Raw genomic sequence first — 16,386 nt, 5'->3', positions numbered from 1 at the left:
TTCTTTAGGTTTGACTAGCCCGGCGCGGCTTGATGCCGCCCGAGTCCCCTCTGTGCTTGCCAGACACCGGCCGGTCATTGCTGACTGGCCGATGCAAGCAATTGCTTCACAATCGTTTCCGGATCGGCGCGTTTCTGCTGGCGGTATTCGCCCACGTGACGCACAAACAGCGTCGCGCGAGCCACCAGGCTTTTGCCGATGATCGGTTTACGAATGAGTTCTTCTTTGATCCGCTGAAACTGAGCCTGAATCACCGCGTCGGTGTAGCGCGTACCCGTCGCCAGGTTGTCGATGTAGATCGCAACCGCGCCATCCAGCGCACTGCGGCCGTTGTCGATCGCGGTCCCGAACAATTTCGCACTGGCTTCGTCTTTGGCAGCAACGGCCTGCTGCTGGCTTTTCTTCAGGTTGGTCAGGCGGATGTTGTAGTTATTGATGGTTTCGGCCACCAGCGCAGCGGACTGGATCAGGTTACCGGCCGCCTCTTCGCGCTGCTGGGCGATGAGCGAGACATTGCGCTTGAGCTCTTCGTTGACCAGCCCCAGCTCCGCTTGCAGACGAGGGTCGGCACTGGCGGCGATGATGCTGTCCAGGCGCTTGGTAGGATCATCGGCGTCGGCAATGTCATCGGTCAGCGCAGCCAGACGGCCTTCCTTTTGCCACTGTTCAAACAACTCTTTGTAACGCGAGCGCGGCGCAGAAAGCGCACCGATCGCCACACGAAAGCCAGTCGTTTCGTTGCTCTGTTCGGTGCCGTCCGCAGCGAACAACGGGTATTCACGACGCATGCCGGTGAACAGCGTGCCCTCGCCCTCCAGATAATTGCCGCCTTTGGCGACAAAGCCGCCGTAAGCACCCTGACGACGTCCGGCGTGCACCAGCTGGAACGACTCCTGAACCATCTCCGCAGCGTTGCCGATCACGTCGAACATGCCGATCGGGTTGGGGAGTTTGGTGCCAATCGGCATCAGCCGGGCAGCCTGCCCGGTGCCGCCAGCAACCTGGTTGAATACCGCCCAGTCGGCGAGCGGCCCGTCACCTTCGCTGCCTTCGGTGCGGCGCGGAAACAGACGCCCGTCCATGTCCTGGCGACTGACTGCCTGAGCACCGCGTGCCGCGAACTCCCACTCGACTTCGGTCGGCAGACGGACAAAGCCAACGCCGCCCTCTTGCGCATCAGTGCCGCGCCCGCTGACGGGCAACAGCTCACGGTGGTTTTTCAGCAGCCACGCGCTGTAGACCGCACTGAAGCGCTCGGCTTCGAAACGCGACAGCTTGACCTTGGGCAGACGCCCCGCCATGCCGTCCGGAGCTTCACACGCCGGTGCCGGCTCGCCGCTGGCAAGCGACTGCGCCTGGGACATGACCTGCGCGTACTGCCGGGCGGTGACTTCATATTTGCCGATAAAGTACATCATCGGTTTGAGCGGCGTTCCGGCGTCGGTCTTGGGCAGCAGCGGGCTGATTGTCTTGCGCCAATCGGCAGGCAGGTCCTTGAGGGTGAACTGGCCATTGATGAAGTCACGGCGATAGCCGGAAATGAACGACTGTTTGTAGCCCGGCTCATCCTCGCTGAAGGGGTAGCCAAGACTGATTTCACGATCGTCCAGACTGCCTTGCGCCAAAATGTACACGTAGCGAAAGACCATTTCGCCGCCACACGGCAGCGGCAGGCTGATGTCATCAGCCAGCGGCTTGGGGTTATCCAGCGTGTCGTCATCGTCGGCATACGCGCTCAACGAAGACAGGCACAACGAGGCTATCGCCAGCACCAGGGCGGTCCTGCGCAACTCAAACATCTCTGATTCCTTCCGAAGCTTCGATTCGTGCCACACGCAGGCCACCCAGTGCAGCCGCAATGGCGCTGGCACTGAGAACGGCGCACAGGGCCACGAAGTAATGACGTGGCAACAGGTGACTGGCGTATTCGCCGGCCACCTGGACAAACAAACGATTCAGACCCTGCTCAGCGACGCCATACAGCGCCGCGCCTAGCAATGCGGCCAGTGCGCCGCTGTACAACGACTGCAAGACCACAAACAGCAACAGCGCACCGGTACTGAAACCCAGCAGACGCAGGACCGACAATTCACGGCGCTTGCGTTCGACCGACGCCAGGGCGCCGGCGAAGATTGCGGCGCAAGCACCGGTGAGTGCCAACCCGGCGATGATCCAGAACACAATCGACAAATTACGGCTCAACGATTGCACCTGTGCGATGGCCTGCGATTGCGTCGAGACCAACAGGCCGTTATCGGCAAAGTAGCGACGCAGCGGTTCGACATCGTTCAAGTCACGCGCATAAAGGCGGAATGCGGGGTAGATTCGTTGCGCGTGGGAGCCCGTTTCACCGGCCCAGCCCAGCGAAGCGACGGCTCGTCCGTCGCGGTAGTCTTCAGCGGCTTCCAGCAGGCTCAGCGAGGCAAACAGTGCGTCACGCTGAAACGCCTCCAATGGAAGAACCGCCGCAACACGCACCCGCATACGTTGCGCCTGAAGGGTTCCCGACACCTGCCGGGTGAACGCAGCCTCAAGCCAGTCGCCGGCCTTGGCATCGAGCTTCTCTGCGGCGGTCTTGCTCAACAGCACGCTGTCCAGAACGGCTGGAGGGGCGACACTGCCCAGCAGCGGATCGCCGGAGGCGGTGGGGATCATCTCGACGTTGATTGCCTGGCCGTTCAGCGACAGGTCTGCCGTTGCGGCGATTTGTCGGGTGCGCGGCAATACGAAGCTGACATCAGGGCGCGCGGCCAGGCTGGCGATGAATGGCAATGTGAAGCGGCCGCCACCCAATGGGATGACTTCGCGTACCGCCGGATCCTGCTCAAGACGCTCGGTCAGGCTGCCAATCAAGCCGAACTTGAGACCAAACAGCACCAACAACGGCGCAATCACTGCGACCAGCGCCAATACACTGCAGGCCGACAAGCGGCTTTCACTGCGATAATCCTGCCAGGCCAGGCTGGCCACCAAGGAGGCGCGCATCACTTCGGCTCCCCCACCATGGCGGTCACACCGCCATCCGGATCGCGTTGGCATTCGATCCGTAACATGACCAGGCCGGCGCTGCGCGCCAGTGCTTCATCGTGGGTTGCGATCAAGCAGCAGGCATTCTGTTTTTTTGCCTGCTTGAGCAACAGCTGCATCACCCGGGACGCATTGAGCGGATCAAGCGCCGCCGTTGGCTCATCGGCGAGCAATAATTGCGGTGCGTGGGCAAGCGCTCTGGCGCAGCTGACACGCTGACGTTGCCCCACCGACAATGCAGCGGGCTTCTTGCGCAATTGATCAGCAATTTCAAGTTGCCCGGCAAGACGCTCGACCGAACCGTCGTCGCTCAGGTTCAACAGCTTGCGTGACAACGCAATATTGCCCTGCACGTCCAGATACCCAAGCAAACCTCCAGTCTGCAACACATACCCCAAATGACGGCTGCGCAGATCGGCAAGGCGCTTCTGCTGCCCGTCACGCCACAAGCCACCAATGTCGTGCTCGCCCTCAGGCGTGGAAAAATCGAAACGCTGTACACGGTCCGGGGCTGATACCAGTGCCAGCATATCCAGCAAGGTACTTTTGCCACAGCCGCTCGGACCGACCAGCGCATAGTGCTGCCCCGCGCCGAGTTCCAGACGCGGGATGACCAGGCTGTAGCGCTGACTGCCCTGCCCCCGGGTCTTGTGCACTTCGCGCAGACTCAACATTACGGCAGCGTCGACAGTGGAACGCGGTACAACGCATCACCCGGCTCGGCATCGCCGAAACGGACCCAATTGGCCAGATCGTTATGGAAGGTTTCATAGAGGCGGATTTTCGAATCCAGCTCATCGATGAAATCTTCCTGCTCGGCCACGCTCAACGACAACCACAGGTCCTGAGTCATGCTCAGTGCTTTACTGCGATATGGCAGACCTTCCAGGTATTCGCCCAGAATGCCACCTTGCGCCAGATTCGCGCCTTTACGTAATGCCGACGGATCGCGGCTCATATAGGCACTGGCACTGGCGATTTCCTGAAAGAAATCCTTGGGCGAGGTCTGGGTCTTGCGAGCTGCGTCGACGATCAGCTTCAGCGATTGCTGCAGATCGTTGAGCTGCAGCTTGGTGAGCATCACGCAGACCTGAAACGCCGGTTGCGACACATTGGTCAGATCACGATCAGCCGTCCAGGCGCTGACCAGTTGCGGCGCCTGGCTTGAATATTTACGCCCCAGAAAATCCATGTGCATCGCGTAGCCAATCGCTGCAGATTTTTCGGCAACGCTTGGCGTCGCTTTCATGAGCGGCACTTGCTGCATTGGGCTCTGGTGCACGTTGTGCACGAGGTCTGCGAATGCCGAACCGATTTCATCGACCCGTTCGCCAAACTTGTGCACATCACCGCCCGGCACTGGAATATACAAATCGCCGATCTGCGGATTCGAATCTGCGGTCAGGGTCCGGTACTGCTGCTCGGCGTACGCATGATTTTTCTTTCCGGCATCGGTACGCAGGTGCAGTGCATAAATCTTGATCTGCTTGCCGAGCGCGGCCTGGCGCACTTCAGCCTCGTTCATCTGTGTACTGCTCAACGGGTCGCTCTTGCGCAGCGAGCCAGCATCGCTGACCAGCAGAATCAGGCGACCGCCGTAACCCGACCAGTCCATGCCGTTGACTGCCTGCATCACACCGGCAAAAGAGTCTTCGTTGAAGGCATGGCTGGACACCGAGGTGGCCTTGACCTGCCCGGCCAGCTCCATGAACCGGGCCGGGTCGCGGCCCTGATCGAGCGTCACCAGGGTTTTGCTCAGGTATTCAAGACCCGGGGTCTTGCTGACGTTGTTGCGAAAACCCACCAGCCCGAAGCTGACGCTGTCGAGTTCGCCACGCTGGGCGATCTTTTCCTGCAAGCCGTGAACGACGTCGCGAACCTGATCGATGTAAGGCTGCATGGATACCGAGGTATCGACCACCAGCACGATCGCGGTACGGAACGCATCGGCACTGGCGGGCTTTTTGAGTTCGTTGCCTGCGGTCTTCTGCGGCAGGTTGCCAGGGTCGATCGATGCCACGTTCAGCAGTTGAACCGGCTGACCACTCGTGTCGAATGTTTCGCGCGATTCAAAAATGGGCAGCAGGTAAAACTGGTCCTGCGGCACGGCACTGGCGATAGGCTCCAGGGCGACGACCTGGCCACTGGCGTCCATGTTTTTTTCGGCTTTGAGCAACAGATTTCGGGCCGCGGCGGGACTGGCAATCAGTTTTTCCAGTTGATCCGGCTGTTGCAAGAACATCACCTGCGCTCTGCCAGAACGCTCGGTGAATTTCAGCACCAGGCTTTGCTTCCAGTCGCTGACTTGATCAGCAGGCAGCCAGCCTTCGCTGCGCCCGTCGCTGGCTGCACCCACCCGTAGCCAAGGGCTGCCATTGAAGGTCTGACGCTGGTAAACGTAAAGCACCGAAAACGCGGGCAGGTGCTGAATGTCTTTTGCGCCGGGCGCTTTCGCAATGCTGGCGCCAGGCTTGGTCAGGACCCGCTGGAACAGGGTTTTCTTGCCTGGCATCAATAACGGACGTTGCCCGCCATCGCTGTCGGCTGCCAAGGGCGGGCTTGCAGATGCGGCAGCGGCCGCAACCGTGGGTGGCGTGGCCGATGCCGTAGACGCTGTCGCGACCGTTTCAACAGGTGGTTTTGCGACGGCGCTGGCCACAGGCGCATCGTTGCGCAAGAACCAGTAGCCTCCCGCACCCATGGCGGCAGCAACGGCAACGGCCAGCAGCGCCAGTGGCAAGACCCGACGTTTGTGCGGCGTTTCAGCGGGGCTCTGCGTCTTGCCCAGCGTCAGCGCGGGTGAGGGCTTAGATTCTGGATTCGGCGTTGGCGTCGCAGGCGGACCGCTCGGAATATCGATGGAAACGGGGGTCAGTCCGGCAAGCTCATCTTTTGCCGGTTCAGGTTTGAGCAACGGCTGAAACACCGTGCGCTCCGTATCGTTGACCGCCAACTGGTCCAGCGCCGCCAACAGGGCCTTGGCGTCGGAAAAGCGCTCAGCAGGGTCCTTGGCAAGCAAACGGCTCAGCACGTCCTGATAGCGGCCGTGATGAATCGGCAATTCCGGCAAGGGCTCGGTGAGGTGCGCCAAGGCCGTGGACAGCGCGTCAATGCCGTTGTACGGCAGTTCGCCGACCAGAATCTCGTACAACACCACGCCCAGTGCGTACAGGTCAGCGCGACCGTCGATGTCCTGGCCCCGCGCCTGCTCCGGGCTCATATAGCTCGGCGTACCGACTGCGAAACCCGCCTGGGTGAACTGGGTGCGATCGTCCAGCGACTTGGCGATGCCGAAGTCGGAGAGCACCGCAGTACCGTCGGCGCGGAACAGAATGTTGGCCGGTTTCACATCACGGTGCACCAGCCCCTGCTGGTGGGCATAGCCCAGTGCCGAGGCGATCTGGCGCACGTACAACAGGCCCTGCTCGGCGCTCAGGCCCGCGGCGATGCGTTCCTTGAGCGTGCCATTGGGCAGGAACTCCATGGCCATGTAATACAGGTCACCCACATTGCCAATGTCGTGGATGGTGACAGTGTGCGGGTGGGACAAGCGCGCCAGGGTGCGACCTTCACGCAGAAAGCGCTCGCAAAAGCTCGGGTCAGCCGCCAGCGTCGCCGCCATCACCTTGAGCGCTACCTTGCGATCCAGCGAACGCTGAGTCGCCAGGTACACGGTCGCCATGGCGCCTTCGCCAATTTCGCCTTCTATGTCAAATCCAGGAATCGGTGTGTTCATACGTATGTTCTTCAACCGGCTTTGACGGCGATGGCTGTAATGTTGTCGGGTGCGCCCCGGGTCAGCCCCAGATGCACCAGGCTTCGCACGATTTCATACGGATCCCTGTGGCCGAGCACGTCTCGAATTTCATGATCTTCAGCAGTCTTGTTAAGGCCGTCACTGCACAGCAGATAGCTGTCGCCAGGCAATATCTGCAACTGCGACATCGACAGCTCAAGCTGGTCCTGAACGCCAATCGCCCGCGTAACAATATTTGAACGAGGATGCACACGGGCCTGGGCCTCATTGAGCAAGCCGCTGTCCATCAGGTCCTGAACGTAACTGTGATCGCGGGAAATGCTTTCCAAAACGCCCTCACGCAAGCGATACAAACGACTGTCGCCAGCCCAGATGCACACGCCTCGATCCTCACGTACCGCCAACAACACCACGGTACTGCCCATCATGCTCACGCCGCGGTGGTGCGTTTCTTCGCGCACTGTCGCGTTGATTTCATGCAGACGCAGGCTCAGATGCTCGACGTAGAGATCCAGCGTCGACACACAGGGCACGCCGCGCAGAGTGTCAACGATCAGGCTGCTCACATAATCGCCCGCAGCGTGACCGCCCATGCCGTCCGCTACCACCCAAATGCCGTCGGCGGGCACTTCGAGAAACGCGTCTTCATTGACCTGACGGATCATGCCGACATGGCTGTAGCTGGCCGACCTGTAAGTCATTACGGTGCTCGAAGTCATTTGACCTCAGCCCCTTTACCCAGCAGAAAACTGCCGAAATCTGCAGCGGCCGGAAGCCCTCGGCAACGCAACATGCCGGGCGCGATACTTTCCGAGCCCTTGCCCCACCACACACTTGCCCCTTCGCACGCCCACTCGACCAATGCGGCAAGCCGTGCCTGAGGGGTGTCGCTGGCAGTGCGCTGCAGCCCGGAGAATTCAACGGCTGGCTCACGCGCGGCAACGGCAGGAGCGCCAAGCGCATGCAGCCCGGCCTCGAAGGATTCGAACGTCGCCTGCGGCTCAAGCGTCGCCAGCAACAGTTCTTCTGCCCGTTCGAACCAGTCATCTGCCGCACCGATCAGGGCACCTGATGCCTGGTCAGCTTCAATAGGCAATGCCACCGTCAGCGGAAAATAACGTCCGACGCGGTCAATACTCGGCATCAGCACACCGGCTACCGCCTGAGGTCCACAGACGTCGGGGGCGAGGACGAAACGCCAGAGCGGGCTGACCAGATAAGCATCCAGCCACGTCTGCCCCAGCTGTTTCTGGCTGGCCAGCAGACCGGCTGCCAACCAGGCATCCCACGCCTGAATAAAGCTTTGCGGTAAACCGCGGCTGACAAAGTCACCGCGGCTGGCCAGTTTCCCGTAGAAACCCACCGTTGTCATAGCCGCTCCGGCAGGCTGAAACCGCTAAGCACGCGGCTTTTGAACGGGTTGAAGGCGCTGTTGGCGCGCAACTCGTACGAGATACTCGCCCCATCCACACGTAGACGCAGGTTGAAACGGTCCGGCGAATTGCCCGCCGTCAGGTCCGACTGCTCGAGCAGACGAAACCAGGCCCATGGGCCATCAAGCGTTACGCCAGAGCGGCCACTCGCTGAAGGCGGTGAAATGGACAACCGCACCACACCGATGCTGCCGGGATTGGGCCACTGCATGGCCACCGGACGGCTCGGGCCGTGGTCGTAGCTGATCTGCTGCCCATCCAGGTCCAGCAGAAACTGGGTGATGGAGGTGTCCATGGCGATAGGCTTGAGCTCGAAACGCACCGTCGGCTGAGTGCCACCGGAACGGAAAAACGCATCACGAATGGCGCTCGCACGCTGAAAGGTCTGCAAGACACCTGCGTTGATGCCCAGTTTTTGAGCGGCGCCAGGCTGCCAGCGCCAAGTGCTCGCAGAAGTATCAACGTAAGGCTGCAGGTATTTGCGGAAGTAGCTGTCCATCACACCGCCAACACCGAAGAACTGGCCGAAGTCATCCAGCGTGGCATCGCGTGCACTGCCGGGAGACATCGGGTAACGGCCACTCAGCGACTGGCGATAGACGTTCACTACTTCGCTGACCCACGCGGCATTGAGCTGATTGCGCACGCCACCCATCATGGTATTGGTGGTAGAACTGACCACGGACTTGACCAGCCCCTGCACCAGCGGCGGCTGCCGCTCGGCGGTCAGGCTGACGCGTGCGGCAGCGGCAGTGGCCTGGTTCTTGGCCTCGCCAAGCAACGCATCGCCACTGGCGCCAACCATCGCACTGACCTGCACGTAGAGCGCATTCATGTCGGAAAGCAGCGCGTCAATCGCTGCGGGTTCACCCTCGCCCTTACTGACCAGACTCTTGAGGTCAGCAAAGTGGGCACTGACCGGATCTTCGGTCGCTACCGGCGTGTTACTGACAGTGGCCTGCTGTTGGCCCAGCAACGAACCCAGGCGCTGCTTGAGCTGGTCGACATTGCCGTCCACCTTCTTGCCCTGAGCAGCAAGCAGTTTGTCTTCTTCCTGCAGATCGGTTTCCCTGGCTACAGCTGCCAGCAGCTTTTTCAGCGGCGAGCTCGGGCCGGATATCACCCGCAGCACGTCCGCTGCCTGCGACACACTGGTGATCGGCACAAAGTCGATGTCGGCGAGCAAGGCATCCCACTGGCGCATGTAGTCCTGGAAATACAAACGACGAACCTCGGCAGCGAGGCTGGCGACGTCCAGCTGTTCGGCCTGATCGCGGCCGAGCACCCACTGTTCTTCTGCAAGCGTTGAAGCCTGATTCAAGCTGCTGAGCAGAAACCCTTCGCGATAGCCTTTGGCGGTAAACAGGCCACTGAGCGGTTCGGTCAGCGGCTTGCCGCTTTTGCGACTGAACACCAGCGCGGCATCACGGCCACCTGCCTCACTCAATCGAAAGTCCGGCACGCCCTCGGGCAGCTTCTGGCGCCTGACCCGGTCATACACACGCTGGGCCACTGGCAGTTGCTGCAATTGGCGGCGCAGATCGTCGATCAAACGCTGATCAAGACGCGCCTTGGGCGGATGGCGCTCAAACAGCGCCTGCAAATGCTCGCCCAGCGCCAGCCGTTGTTCCGGAGGCAGATCGCGTGGCAGGCTGGTGTCCCAGTCCAGTGCGATCCATGCCTTGATGAAATCAGGGTCGTAATGCTCGTTATCCGCGAGCATCAGGTAGGCCTTCAGGCCTTCGTACAAGAAGTCCGACGAGCCGCCGTTGTGCAGTTGTTCCTCAAGACGCGTAACCAAGCGAGGCGCGAACACCGCGATCAGCAGCTTGCGGTACACGCTGGCTGATTCGGCTTCGAGCATATCGCCCTGATACAACCCCAGGCCTTCGGACCAGCCCGGTGCGTCGCCCGCCAAGTGCCTGACCGCATTGAGCAGCGGCAACACGGCCAGCACATCACGCTGGGCAGGACTCAGGTTTTGAACGGTTTGCCCCAGTGGCGCGACCTTTTGATCGACCTGAGCGATGTAGGCCTGATTGGCGTTGTAACTGATCAGCCACAACGTGCCGACCAGTAATACAACCGCCACGGTTGCGGCCAGTACACCTCGGGCGATCCATTTGCGGCGACGCTCGACGTTTGGGTCCACGCCCATCAGCCCCTGCTCGGCAAAGGCCACCGCGGTAAACAAACGCTCGATGAAGTAACTGCGTCCGGTACCGGTCTGGCGCGCCAATTGTTGGCGGTCGAGGTTCATGCTCTGCGCCATCGAACCGATCAGACGGTCGATAGGGCTGCCTTCCTGCGTACCGCTGGTGAAATAAACACCGCGCAGCAACGCACGCTCTTCGAATGCGTTGGGCTTGAACACGCCATCCAGGAAACCTTGCAGCGATTGCCTGAGCGCAGCGAATTGCTGCGGGAAACCGTAAATCAGATCACGCCGCGCAGGGTCACGCTCTTGCTGCAAACGCTCGACCAGACGCTCGTTGAGGCGCTGCTCCAGGGTTGCAAATTCTTTCTGGAAATCCTGCAGCGGCCCTTCGACACTCTTGCCGTCATCCAGCCCGAAGGTCATGCCCCAGACCTGAGCGCGCTCTTCCTTGCTCAGCGCATCGAAAAACTCCATGAAACCCGGCACAAGGTCGAGCTTGGTCAGCATCAGGTAGATCGGGAAACGCACCCCCAACTGGGTGTGCAGTTCCTGAATCCGCAGCCGAATCGCCGCCGCGTGAGCGGCACGCTCAGCCTCGCTGCTCAGCAACAGGTCAGAGAGACTGATGGCAATGAACGCCCCGTCGATAGGCCGACGTGAACGTTGCGTCTTGAGCAGGTCAAGAAAACCCAGCCAGGCGGCTTTATCAACCTGGGCATGGCTGTCCTGGGTGGTGTAGCGGCCTGCGGTATCCAGCAGTACGGCCTGATCGGTAAACCACCAATCGCAGTTACGTGTACCGCCAACGCCTCGGATCGCGCCAGCCCCCAATTGCGCTGCCAATGGGAAATGCAGACCGGAATTGACCAGCGCAGTGGTTTTCCCCGAACCCGGCGGACCGATGATGACGTACCACGGCAGCTCGTACAGGTTACGACGCTGATCGCCACCCAGACGGGCCTTCTTGAGCAGGGTCAGCGCTTCGTCCATGCGCTGGCGCAGGGTTGCCAACTCTTCGGCAGTCGCCACACTGGCAGGGTCTGGCGCAGTTTCGGCGGCCAGGCTTTGCATCACCGCGGCAGCCTGACGGCGCGCCTGGATGATGCGGAGCACGCGATAGGCGATCCACGCGGCAAACAGCAAAATGATCAGTGCCCAACGACGCCCTTCCGGCACCAGCACTTCAAGCAGCGGACCGACAAACCAGATGATCAGGCTCAGGGCAATCAGCCCCAGCAGCGGGACGATCCAGCGAATGACAAAACCGAAAAAAACCTTCACTCGACCCCCTCCGCCAATACAGTGATTTCAACCCGACGATTCTTCGCCCTTCCCTCGGCAGTCGCGTTGGAACCCAGCGGTTCGGTGTCGCTACGCCCCTCGGCGGTGAAGCGCTGCGGCTGGCCGGTCTTGGCCGCAAGGATCTGCAGCACCTGATCGGCGCGTGCCTGGGACAAGGCCCAGTTGGATGGAAAGCGCAGCGTGGCGATAGGACGGTTGTCACTGTGGCCGGTGACGCGCACATTGCCTTTGACCTTGCGGATGGCGTCGGCGATGCGCAGCATCAACGGCTGGAAGTCATCGACAATGGTCGAGCTGCCGGATGCGAACAGCTCGTCACCGCGGATGGTCACGACGGAGCGGTCCACGGCGTCCTCGACGGCCACCTTGCCGGCCTTGATCTCTTCAGCCAGAAAGCCTGCCAGGCGCGGGCGTTCGACCAGTTTGGGCTGCACGACCGGACGGTCAATGGACTGCACCGGGATCTCGCCCAGCGCATGAATGTTCTTGAACACCGGCTCGGCGTCCGACGCCAGCTTCAGTCGCAGTACGAACAACAACAGCAGCAACAACGCCAGCCCGATAGCCACACCGACCCAGGGCGGCATGAACTGAGTCAGGCGGTCACGGGCCAGCGTCAGCCCGCGCCAATGTGGCGACAGCTCGCGCTCATGCTCGCCTCGCGCGCTGCGAATGGCGGCACTGGTGCGTTCACGCAACGCCTCAAGCTCGCTGCGCCCTTTATTCATGACGCGGTAGCGGCCTTCAAAACCCAGGCACATGCACAGGTACAACAGCTCCAGAAGATACAGGCGCTCACGCGGGCTTTGCAGGCAATGATCCAGCAGCTGGAAAACCTTCTCGCCACCCCAGGCTTCGTTGTGCACCGTGATCAATAAACTCTGCTTGCCCCATTCGCTGGTGCTGCCCCACGGCGTACTCATCACCGCCTCATCAAGCGCCGTGCACAGCACATAACGGCCCAATAGCACGTCGTTGCGTGCCACCCCGGCCGCCTCCGCCCGCTCTTCGAACTGACGCAAATAGGCGAGCAATTGCGCACGCAGGCTGGCCGGTGCCGGGTGGGCAATGGTGCTGCGCAGTCGCGTCAGCAATGCCAACAGTGGGCCGGCCGCGCTTTCGAGGGGGTTGAGCCCCTGCGCCTGACCGGTACTCAGCGGCGCAGACGCCACATTGAGCGGCGGCGCCTGCTCTGCATTGCCGCCGGGAGGTGCACTGCGGCCACCCGGTCGCGGCATGAATTGGGTGCGGTCGTTGGCAGGTTGAGACGAGCCGTCGTCGTTGGAATGCATCGCGACTTATCCTCGAATGGCCCAGAAGGCCAGATTCAACCCGGGAAACTCGCCGGCGATGTGGAATGCAAACCCACCGGAGTGCATCAGTTGCTTCCAGTGCTCACTGCCGCGATCCAGTTCGTAATACGTCGAACCTGCATGGAACGGAATCTGCCTAGGCGCTACAGGCAGTGGCAGCAGACCGATACCCGGCAGTTGCAGATTGACCAGGTCACGAATGTGCTCGACCGAGCCGATTTTGCTCTGCTGGCTGAAACGCCCGCGCAGCGTTTCGCTCGGGATGTCGGCGCGCACCACCAGAATGAAACTGGCGGTGTCGATGAGGTTTTTGTCGGCAAGCATTGCTACGTGGACACCGTAAGCTTTCTCGACAATCGGGATCGGTGTGGCCTTGCTGTCGATCAGCATCGACAGCGCCTCGCGCAGGGCATGCATGACCGGCGTGAAGCTCGTTGTCAGGTCGTCATGCAGGTAGCGCGGAAACTCTTCAGGGCGACGATTACTGGACGAGAAGGTTGCAAACTCGCCAGCCAGACTGACCAGCTCGCTGTAGAAGCGCTCGGGATGCAGCGGGCTTAGCTGGCTCAGATGGTTGATCAACGGCTCGGCGCGATTGACCAGTTGCAGCAGCATGAAGTCTGCGATTTCCGATGCGCCGCCCGCGCCCGAAGCCACAACCCGGCCGGCCAATGCTTCGCCGCGCTGGCGAAGCAGGCCCTGCAATTCACTGCGAAACGCTGTCAGCGGCCTGCTTGCCGCCACATCGAGCACCGGCGGGATGTAGCTGTCGTCAAGCACCAGCGCACGGTCGGCACGCTTCTCCCTGACGCGCACCACGCCGATGGCGGCGTAGTCGCTCAAACCGTCCTGTGTCGTCAACAGTCGCAGGGCTCTGGAACCGACCGCTACCGGCGCACGATTCTCGAACGGGGCGTTGTCATCCCGCACTTCACGCACCTGGCTGAGGTAGCGCGCGCCGCCGAGTTCTTCACCCTCTTCCACGGTATCGCGTGCACCCGCCCGCTTGAGCGGCAAGGCCAGATACACCACCCCGTCACGCAGGCTGTCATCAATGCTCAGCGGGCTGGGTGCCAGATCATCATGAGGGATGCTGAAGGGAGTACCGTCCGGCAGCAGCCCCCTGGCCGAAACAATTGCCAGCTTGCCCTGCGCCAGCAGGCCCTGATCGATCAACAGTTCGGAGAATCCCCACGCGCCTGCTGACAACGGACGGCTGCGGGCGTCAATCAGGTTTTCCAGATAACGGTCATGTTGCTGGAAGTGCTGCGTTCCAATGAACATGCCTTCCGACCAGACCACTCGATTGTTCCAGGACATGGGTACTCCGTTTGCCTATTGAGCCGGGCGGGATGGGTTGGCGACGACGTCTGCACGAATTGCATGCACATCGAGGCTGATCTGGTATTCGCTGGCCTGCCGCGCCGGAACGTTGATAACGGCGCGCCACTGCGCTCGGTCAATTTCCCGATAGCCGACCACCAGCCCGACGTGACGGGTTGCGGGGTCGAGATTGCGCAAGACGCGCTGCAATTCGCCGGGCTGGACCAGGACTTCGTCCTGATCGATCAGGTCGGGCCCCAGGGTTGCCGAGGCACGCTCGACCAGTGCGAAGTAATCTGCACGCAGAAAGGACGCAGTATTTTTCAGCTCATAGATCCGCACGCGCACAGGCGCCGCCTGGCCGGTCGCGCCCGGATTGAGCCCGGTGATGGCCTGGAAATTGAGCATGACGGCAGTATCCGAAGCAGGCGCAGGTGCGTCCTTCGGGGCTTGCACATCCTTGGCACAGGCACTCAACAGCACTACGGTGAGAGCTGCCAATACAACGCTGCGATACATCCTTATTCCTCAATAATGCCGTTGGCGATCAATGGCCAAACCTGCCGCTCAGGGGCGGCGAACACGCGCGCTATGTTCCTCATAGGCACGGCTGAACTCCCGCCCGAACAGATCCTGAAAATCGTCCTCGGCTTCGCTGGAAATCTTGCTGTAAAGCGCAGTGAACTGCTGCCAGTACTGAGCCTGCCGGGAACCACTGAACAGGCCCGACAAACCACCCGACGGGGCGCCCATGCGCGCCTCCAGCTCAGCGGGCTCAAAGCGGTTGAGCAGATGCTTGATGGCCGCTTGAACACCTGCCATCACAGCCAACTGATGCGCGCGCAGGTCATCGAAACTGTCGGCTACCGCCTGCTCTGGCGCCATGAACGCCTGGTTGCCATGACGCAACAAGAGCATCAGCGCCTCATCGGCATTTGGGGCGAATTTGAGTGGGTTGTTTTCCACAGGACCAATCATGGTCTGTTGCATGCGGAACTCGCCCTTGAGACTGGTGCGCGCACGCAAAACATCGATCAAACCCTCGACCATCAATCGATAGCTGCGTCCGATGGCAAACATCTGCGCCTCGGCCTGCGCCTTGTCGATATTCAGTTGATCAAGACCTGCGCCACGCAGAAAAGCCTGAAGCAGATCGGGCTGGCCTGTTACTGACGCGTCAGCCTGCAACGGCTCGGCGACAAAGGCTGGAGCGGGTACCGGGACCGGAGCAGGGGCTTGTACGGGCTCCAGCGGGGCAATCGCCGGTTCGATGGGCTCAGGGGCTTTCGCAAGGACCGGTGCGGGCGCCACAAACTCAGGCAGCGGGGCTTGTGACGAAGGCGCGACAACGTCGGCAAAAGGGTCCCAGTCATCCGGAATGAGCCCGGCGGACGGCGCTGGCGCTGATGCAGACACTGCTGGCGGTGCAGGCTTTATCGTCGGCATCGGGGCGCGAAAATCATGCTGTTCGGCAGGCACGTGATCGGGTTGAGTAGGCGGCGCGACGCTGGACGGAGCCAGAAAATCAAACAGGTCGGGGAACGTATCCTGAGCCGAGCCACCCTTGAAATGCGCGGTTGGCGGCAGACTGCTCACAGCCGGTGTACTGAGCTGCGCGGGCGAGTCCTGGCCCGCCATCAGCGCTTCAAAACTGCTCGACGGGCTGGCGCCTGCCAGACTGCCTTCAACGGCTTGCATACCAAAATCAACGCGTGCCTGAATTTCATATTCACCGATGCGGACAATCTCGCCGTCCTGAAGCGGCTCGCTGTTGCCACGACGCAGCCTGATGCCCGCCTTGACCAACTCGACACCGTTTGTGCTGTAGTCGGTTAGATAGTAACGGCCGTCTTTGTATTGAATAGTGCAATGTTTCTGTGAAACAAGGCGCTCCGGATCAGGAAGTACCCAGTCATTTTCTTGACCACGGCCAATTGCCATCACTCCAGTGTCCATTGATTTCTCGGGACATTGTCCAGGTGTGATCTTGTGGTAACTAGTAATAGTCAAACACAGCGACATCGCGGCTCCTTGCTTATATCGCGCCTAAACAATAACGAAGGAAAAATCTGA

Annotated in this window: 11 protein-coding genes; all 11 read right to left on the bottom strand. The window is 60.9% G+C overall.

Features of this window, described 5'->3' with window-relative positions:
* Positions 1-74: 74 nt before the first annotated feature.
* Genes KDX37_RS20560 through tagH form a run of 11 tightly spaced genes read right to left on the bottom strand, consistent with a single transcriptional unit; the run spans position 75 to position 16,335 of the window.
* A complete protein-coding gene (locus KDX37_RS20560) occupies positions 75-1,799 on the bottom strand; it encodes a formylglycine-generating enzyme family protein (RefSeq protein ID WP_231654543.1) in 1,725 nt (574 codons plus the stop codon).
* Entirely contained in the window at positions 1,792-2,985 is a 1,194-nt protein-coding gene (locus tag KDX37_RS20555) for an ABC transporter permease (protein ID WP_231654542.1), read from the bottom strand. Before KDX37_RS20555 ends, KDX37_RS20560 begins: the two co-directional genes overlap by 8 nt.
* On the bottom strand, positions 2,985-3,701 hold the full coding sequence (locus KDX37_RS20550) for an ABC transporter ATP-binding protein (protein WP_231654541.1): 717 nt from the start codon (positions 3,699-3,701) through the stop codon (positions 2,985-2,987). The genes KDX37_RS20555 and KDX37_RS20550 overlap by 1 nt, the downstream gene beginning before the upstream one ends.
* Entirely contained in the window at positions 3,701-6,763 is a 3,063-nt protein-coding gene (locus tag KDX37_RS20545) for a serine/threonine-protein kinase (RefSeq protein ID WP_231654540.1), read from the bottom strand. Before KDX37_RS20545 ends, KDX37_RS20550 begins: the two co-directional genes overlap by 1 nt.
* An 11-nt stretch (positions 6,764-6,774) precedes the next feature.
* Positions 6,775-7,503: a PP2C family protein-serine/threonine phosphatase gene (locus KDX37_RS20540; protein WP_231654539.1), complete on the bottom strand. Its 729-nt coding sequence runs from the start codon at positions 7,501-7,503 to the stop codon at positions 6,775-6,777.
* Positions 7,500-8,156, bottom strand: coding sequence for a type VI secretion system-associated protein TagF (tagF, locus tag KDX37_RS20535; RefSeq protein ID WP_231654538.1), 657 nt, complete (start codon positions 8,154-8,156; stop codon positions 7,500-7,502). The genes KDX37_RS20540 and tagF overlap by 4 nt, the downstream gene beginning before the upstream one ends.
* The gene (tssM, locus tag KDX37_RS20530) at positions 8,153-11,656 is read right to left on the bottom strand and encodes a type VI secretion system membrane subunit TssM (protein WP_231654537.1); all 3,504 of its coding nucleotides are present in this window, start codon (positions 11,654-11,656) and stop codon (positions 8,153-8,155) included. Before tssM ends, tagF begins: the two co-directional genes overlap by 4 nt.
* Positions 11,653-12,969, bottom strand: coding sequence for a DotU family type VI secretion system protein (locus KDX37_RS20525; RefSeq protein WP_231654536.1), 1,317 nt, complete (start codon positions 12,967-12,969; stop codon positions 11,653-11,655). The genes tssM and KDX37_RS20525 overlap by 4 nt, the downstream gene beginning before the upstream one ends.
* A gap of 6 nt (positions 12,970-12,975) precedes the next feature.
* On the bottom strand, positions 12,976-14,310 hold the full coding sequence (gene tssK, locus KDX37_RS20520; RefSeq protein WP_231654535.1) for a type VI secretion system baseplate subunit TssK: 1,335 nt from the start codon (positions 14,308-14,310) through the stop codon (positions 12,976-12,978).
* 15 nt (positions 14,311-14,325) lie between these two features.
* Positions 14,326-14,832, bottom strand: coding sequence for a type VI secretion system lipoprotein TssJ (tssJ, locus tag KDX37_RS20515; protein WP_231654534.1), 507 nt, complete (start codon positions 14,830-14,832; stop codon positions 14,326-14,328).
* Between the two features lie 48 nt (positions 14,833-14,880).
* Complete coding sequence (tagH, locus tag KDX37_RS20510; RefSeq protein ID WP_231654533.1) at positions 14,881-16,335, bottom strand: type VI secretion system-associated FHA domain protein TagH; 1,455 nt, start codon at positions 16,333-16,335, stop codon at positions 14,881-14,883.
* Positions 16,336-16,386 lie beyond the last annotated feature (51 nt).

It is taken from the genome of Pseudomonas californiensis (genome assembly GCF_021147775.1).
GTDB classification, from domain to species: domain Bacteria; phylum Pseudomonadota; class Gammaproteobacteria; order Pseudomonadales; family Pseudomonadaceae; genus Aquipseudomonas; species Aquipseudomonas californiensis.
This window is presented reverse-complemented; position numbering and strand designations above follow the sequence as displayed.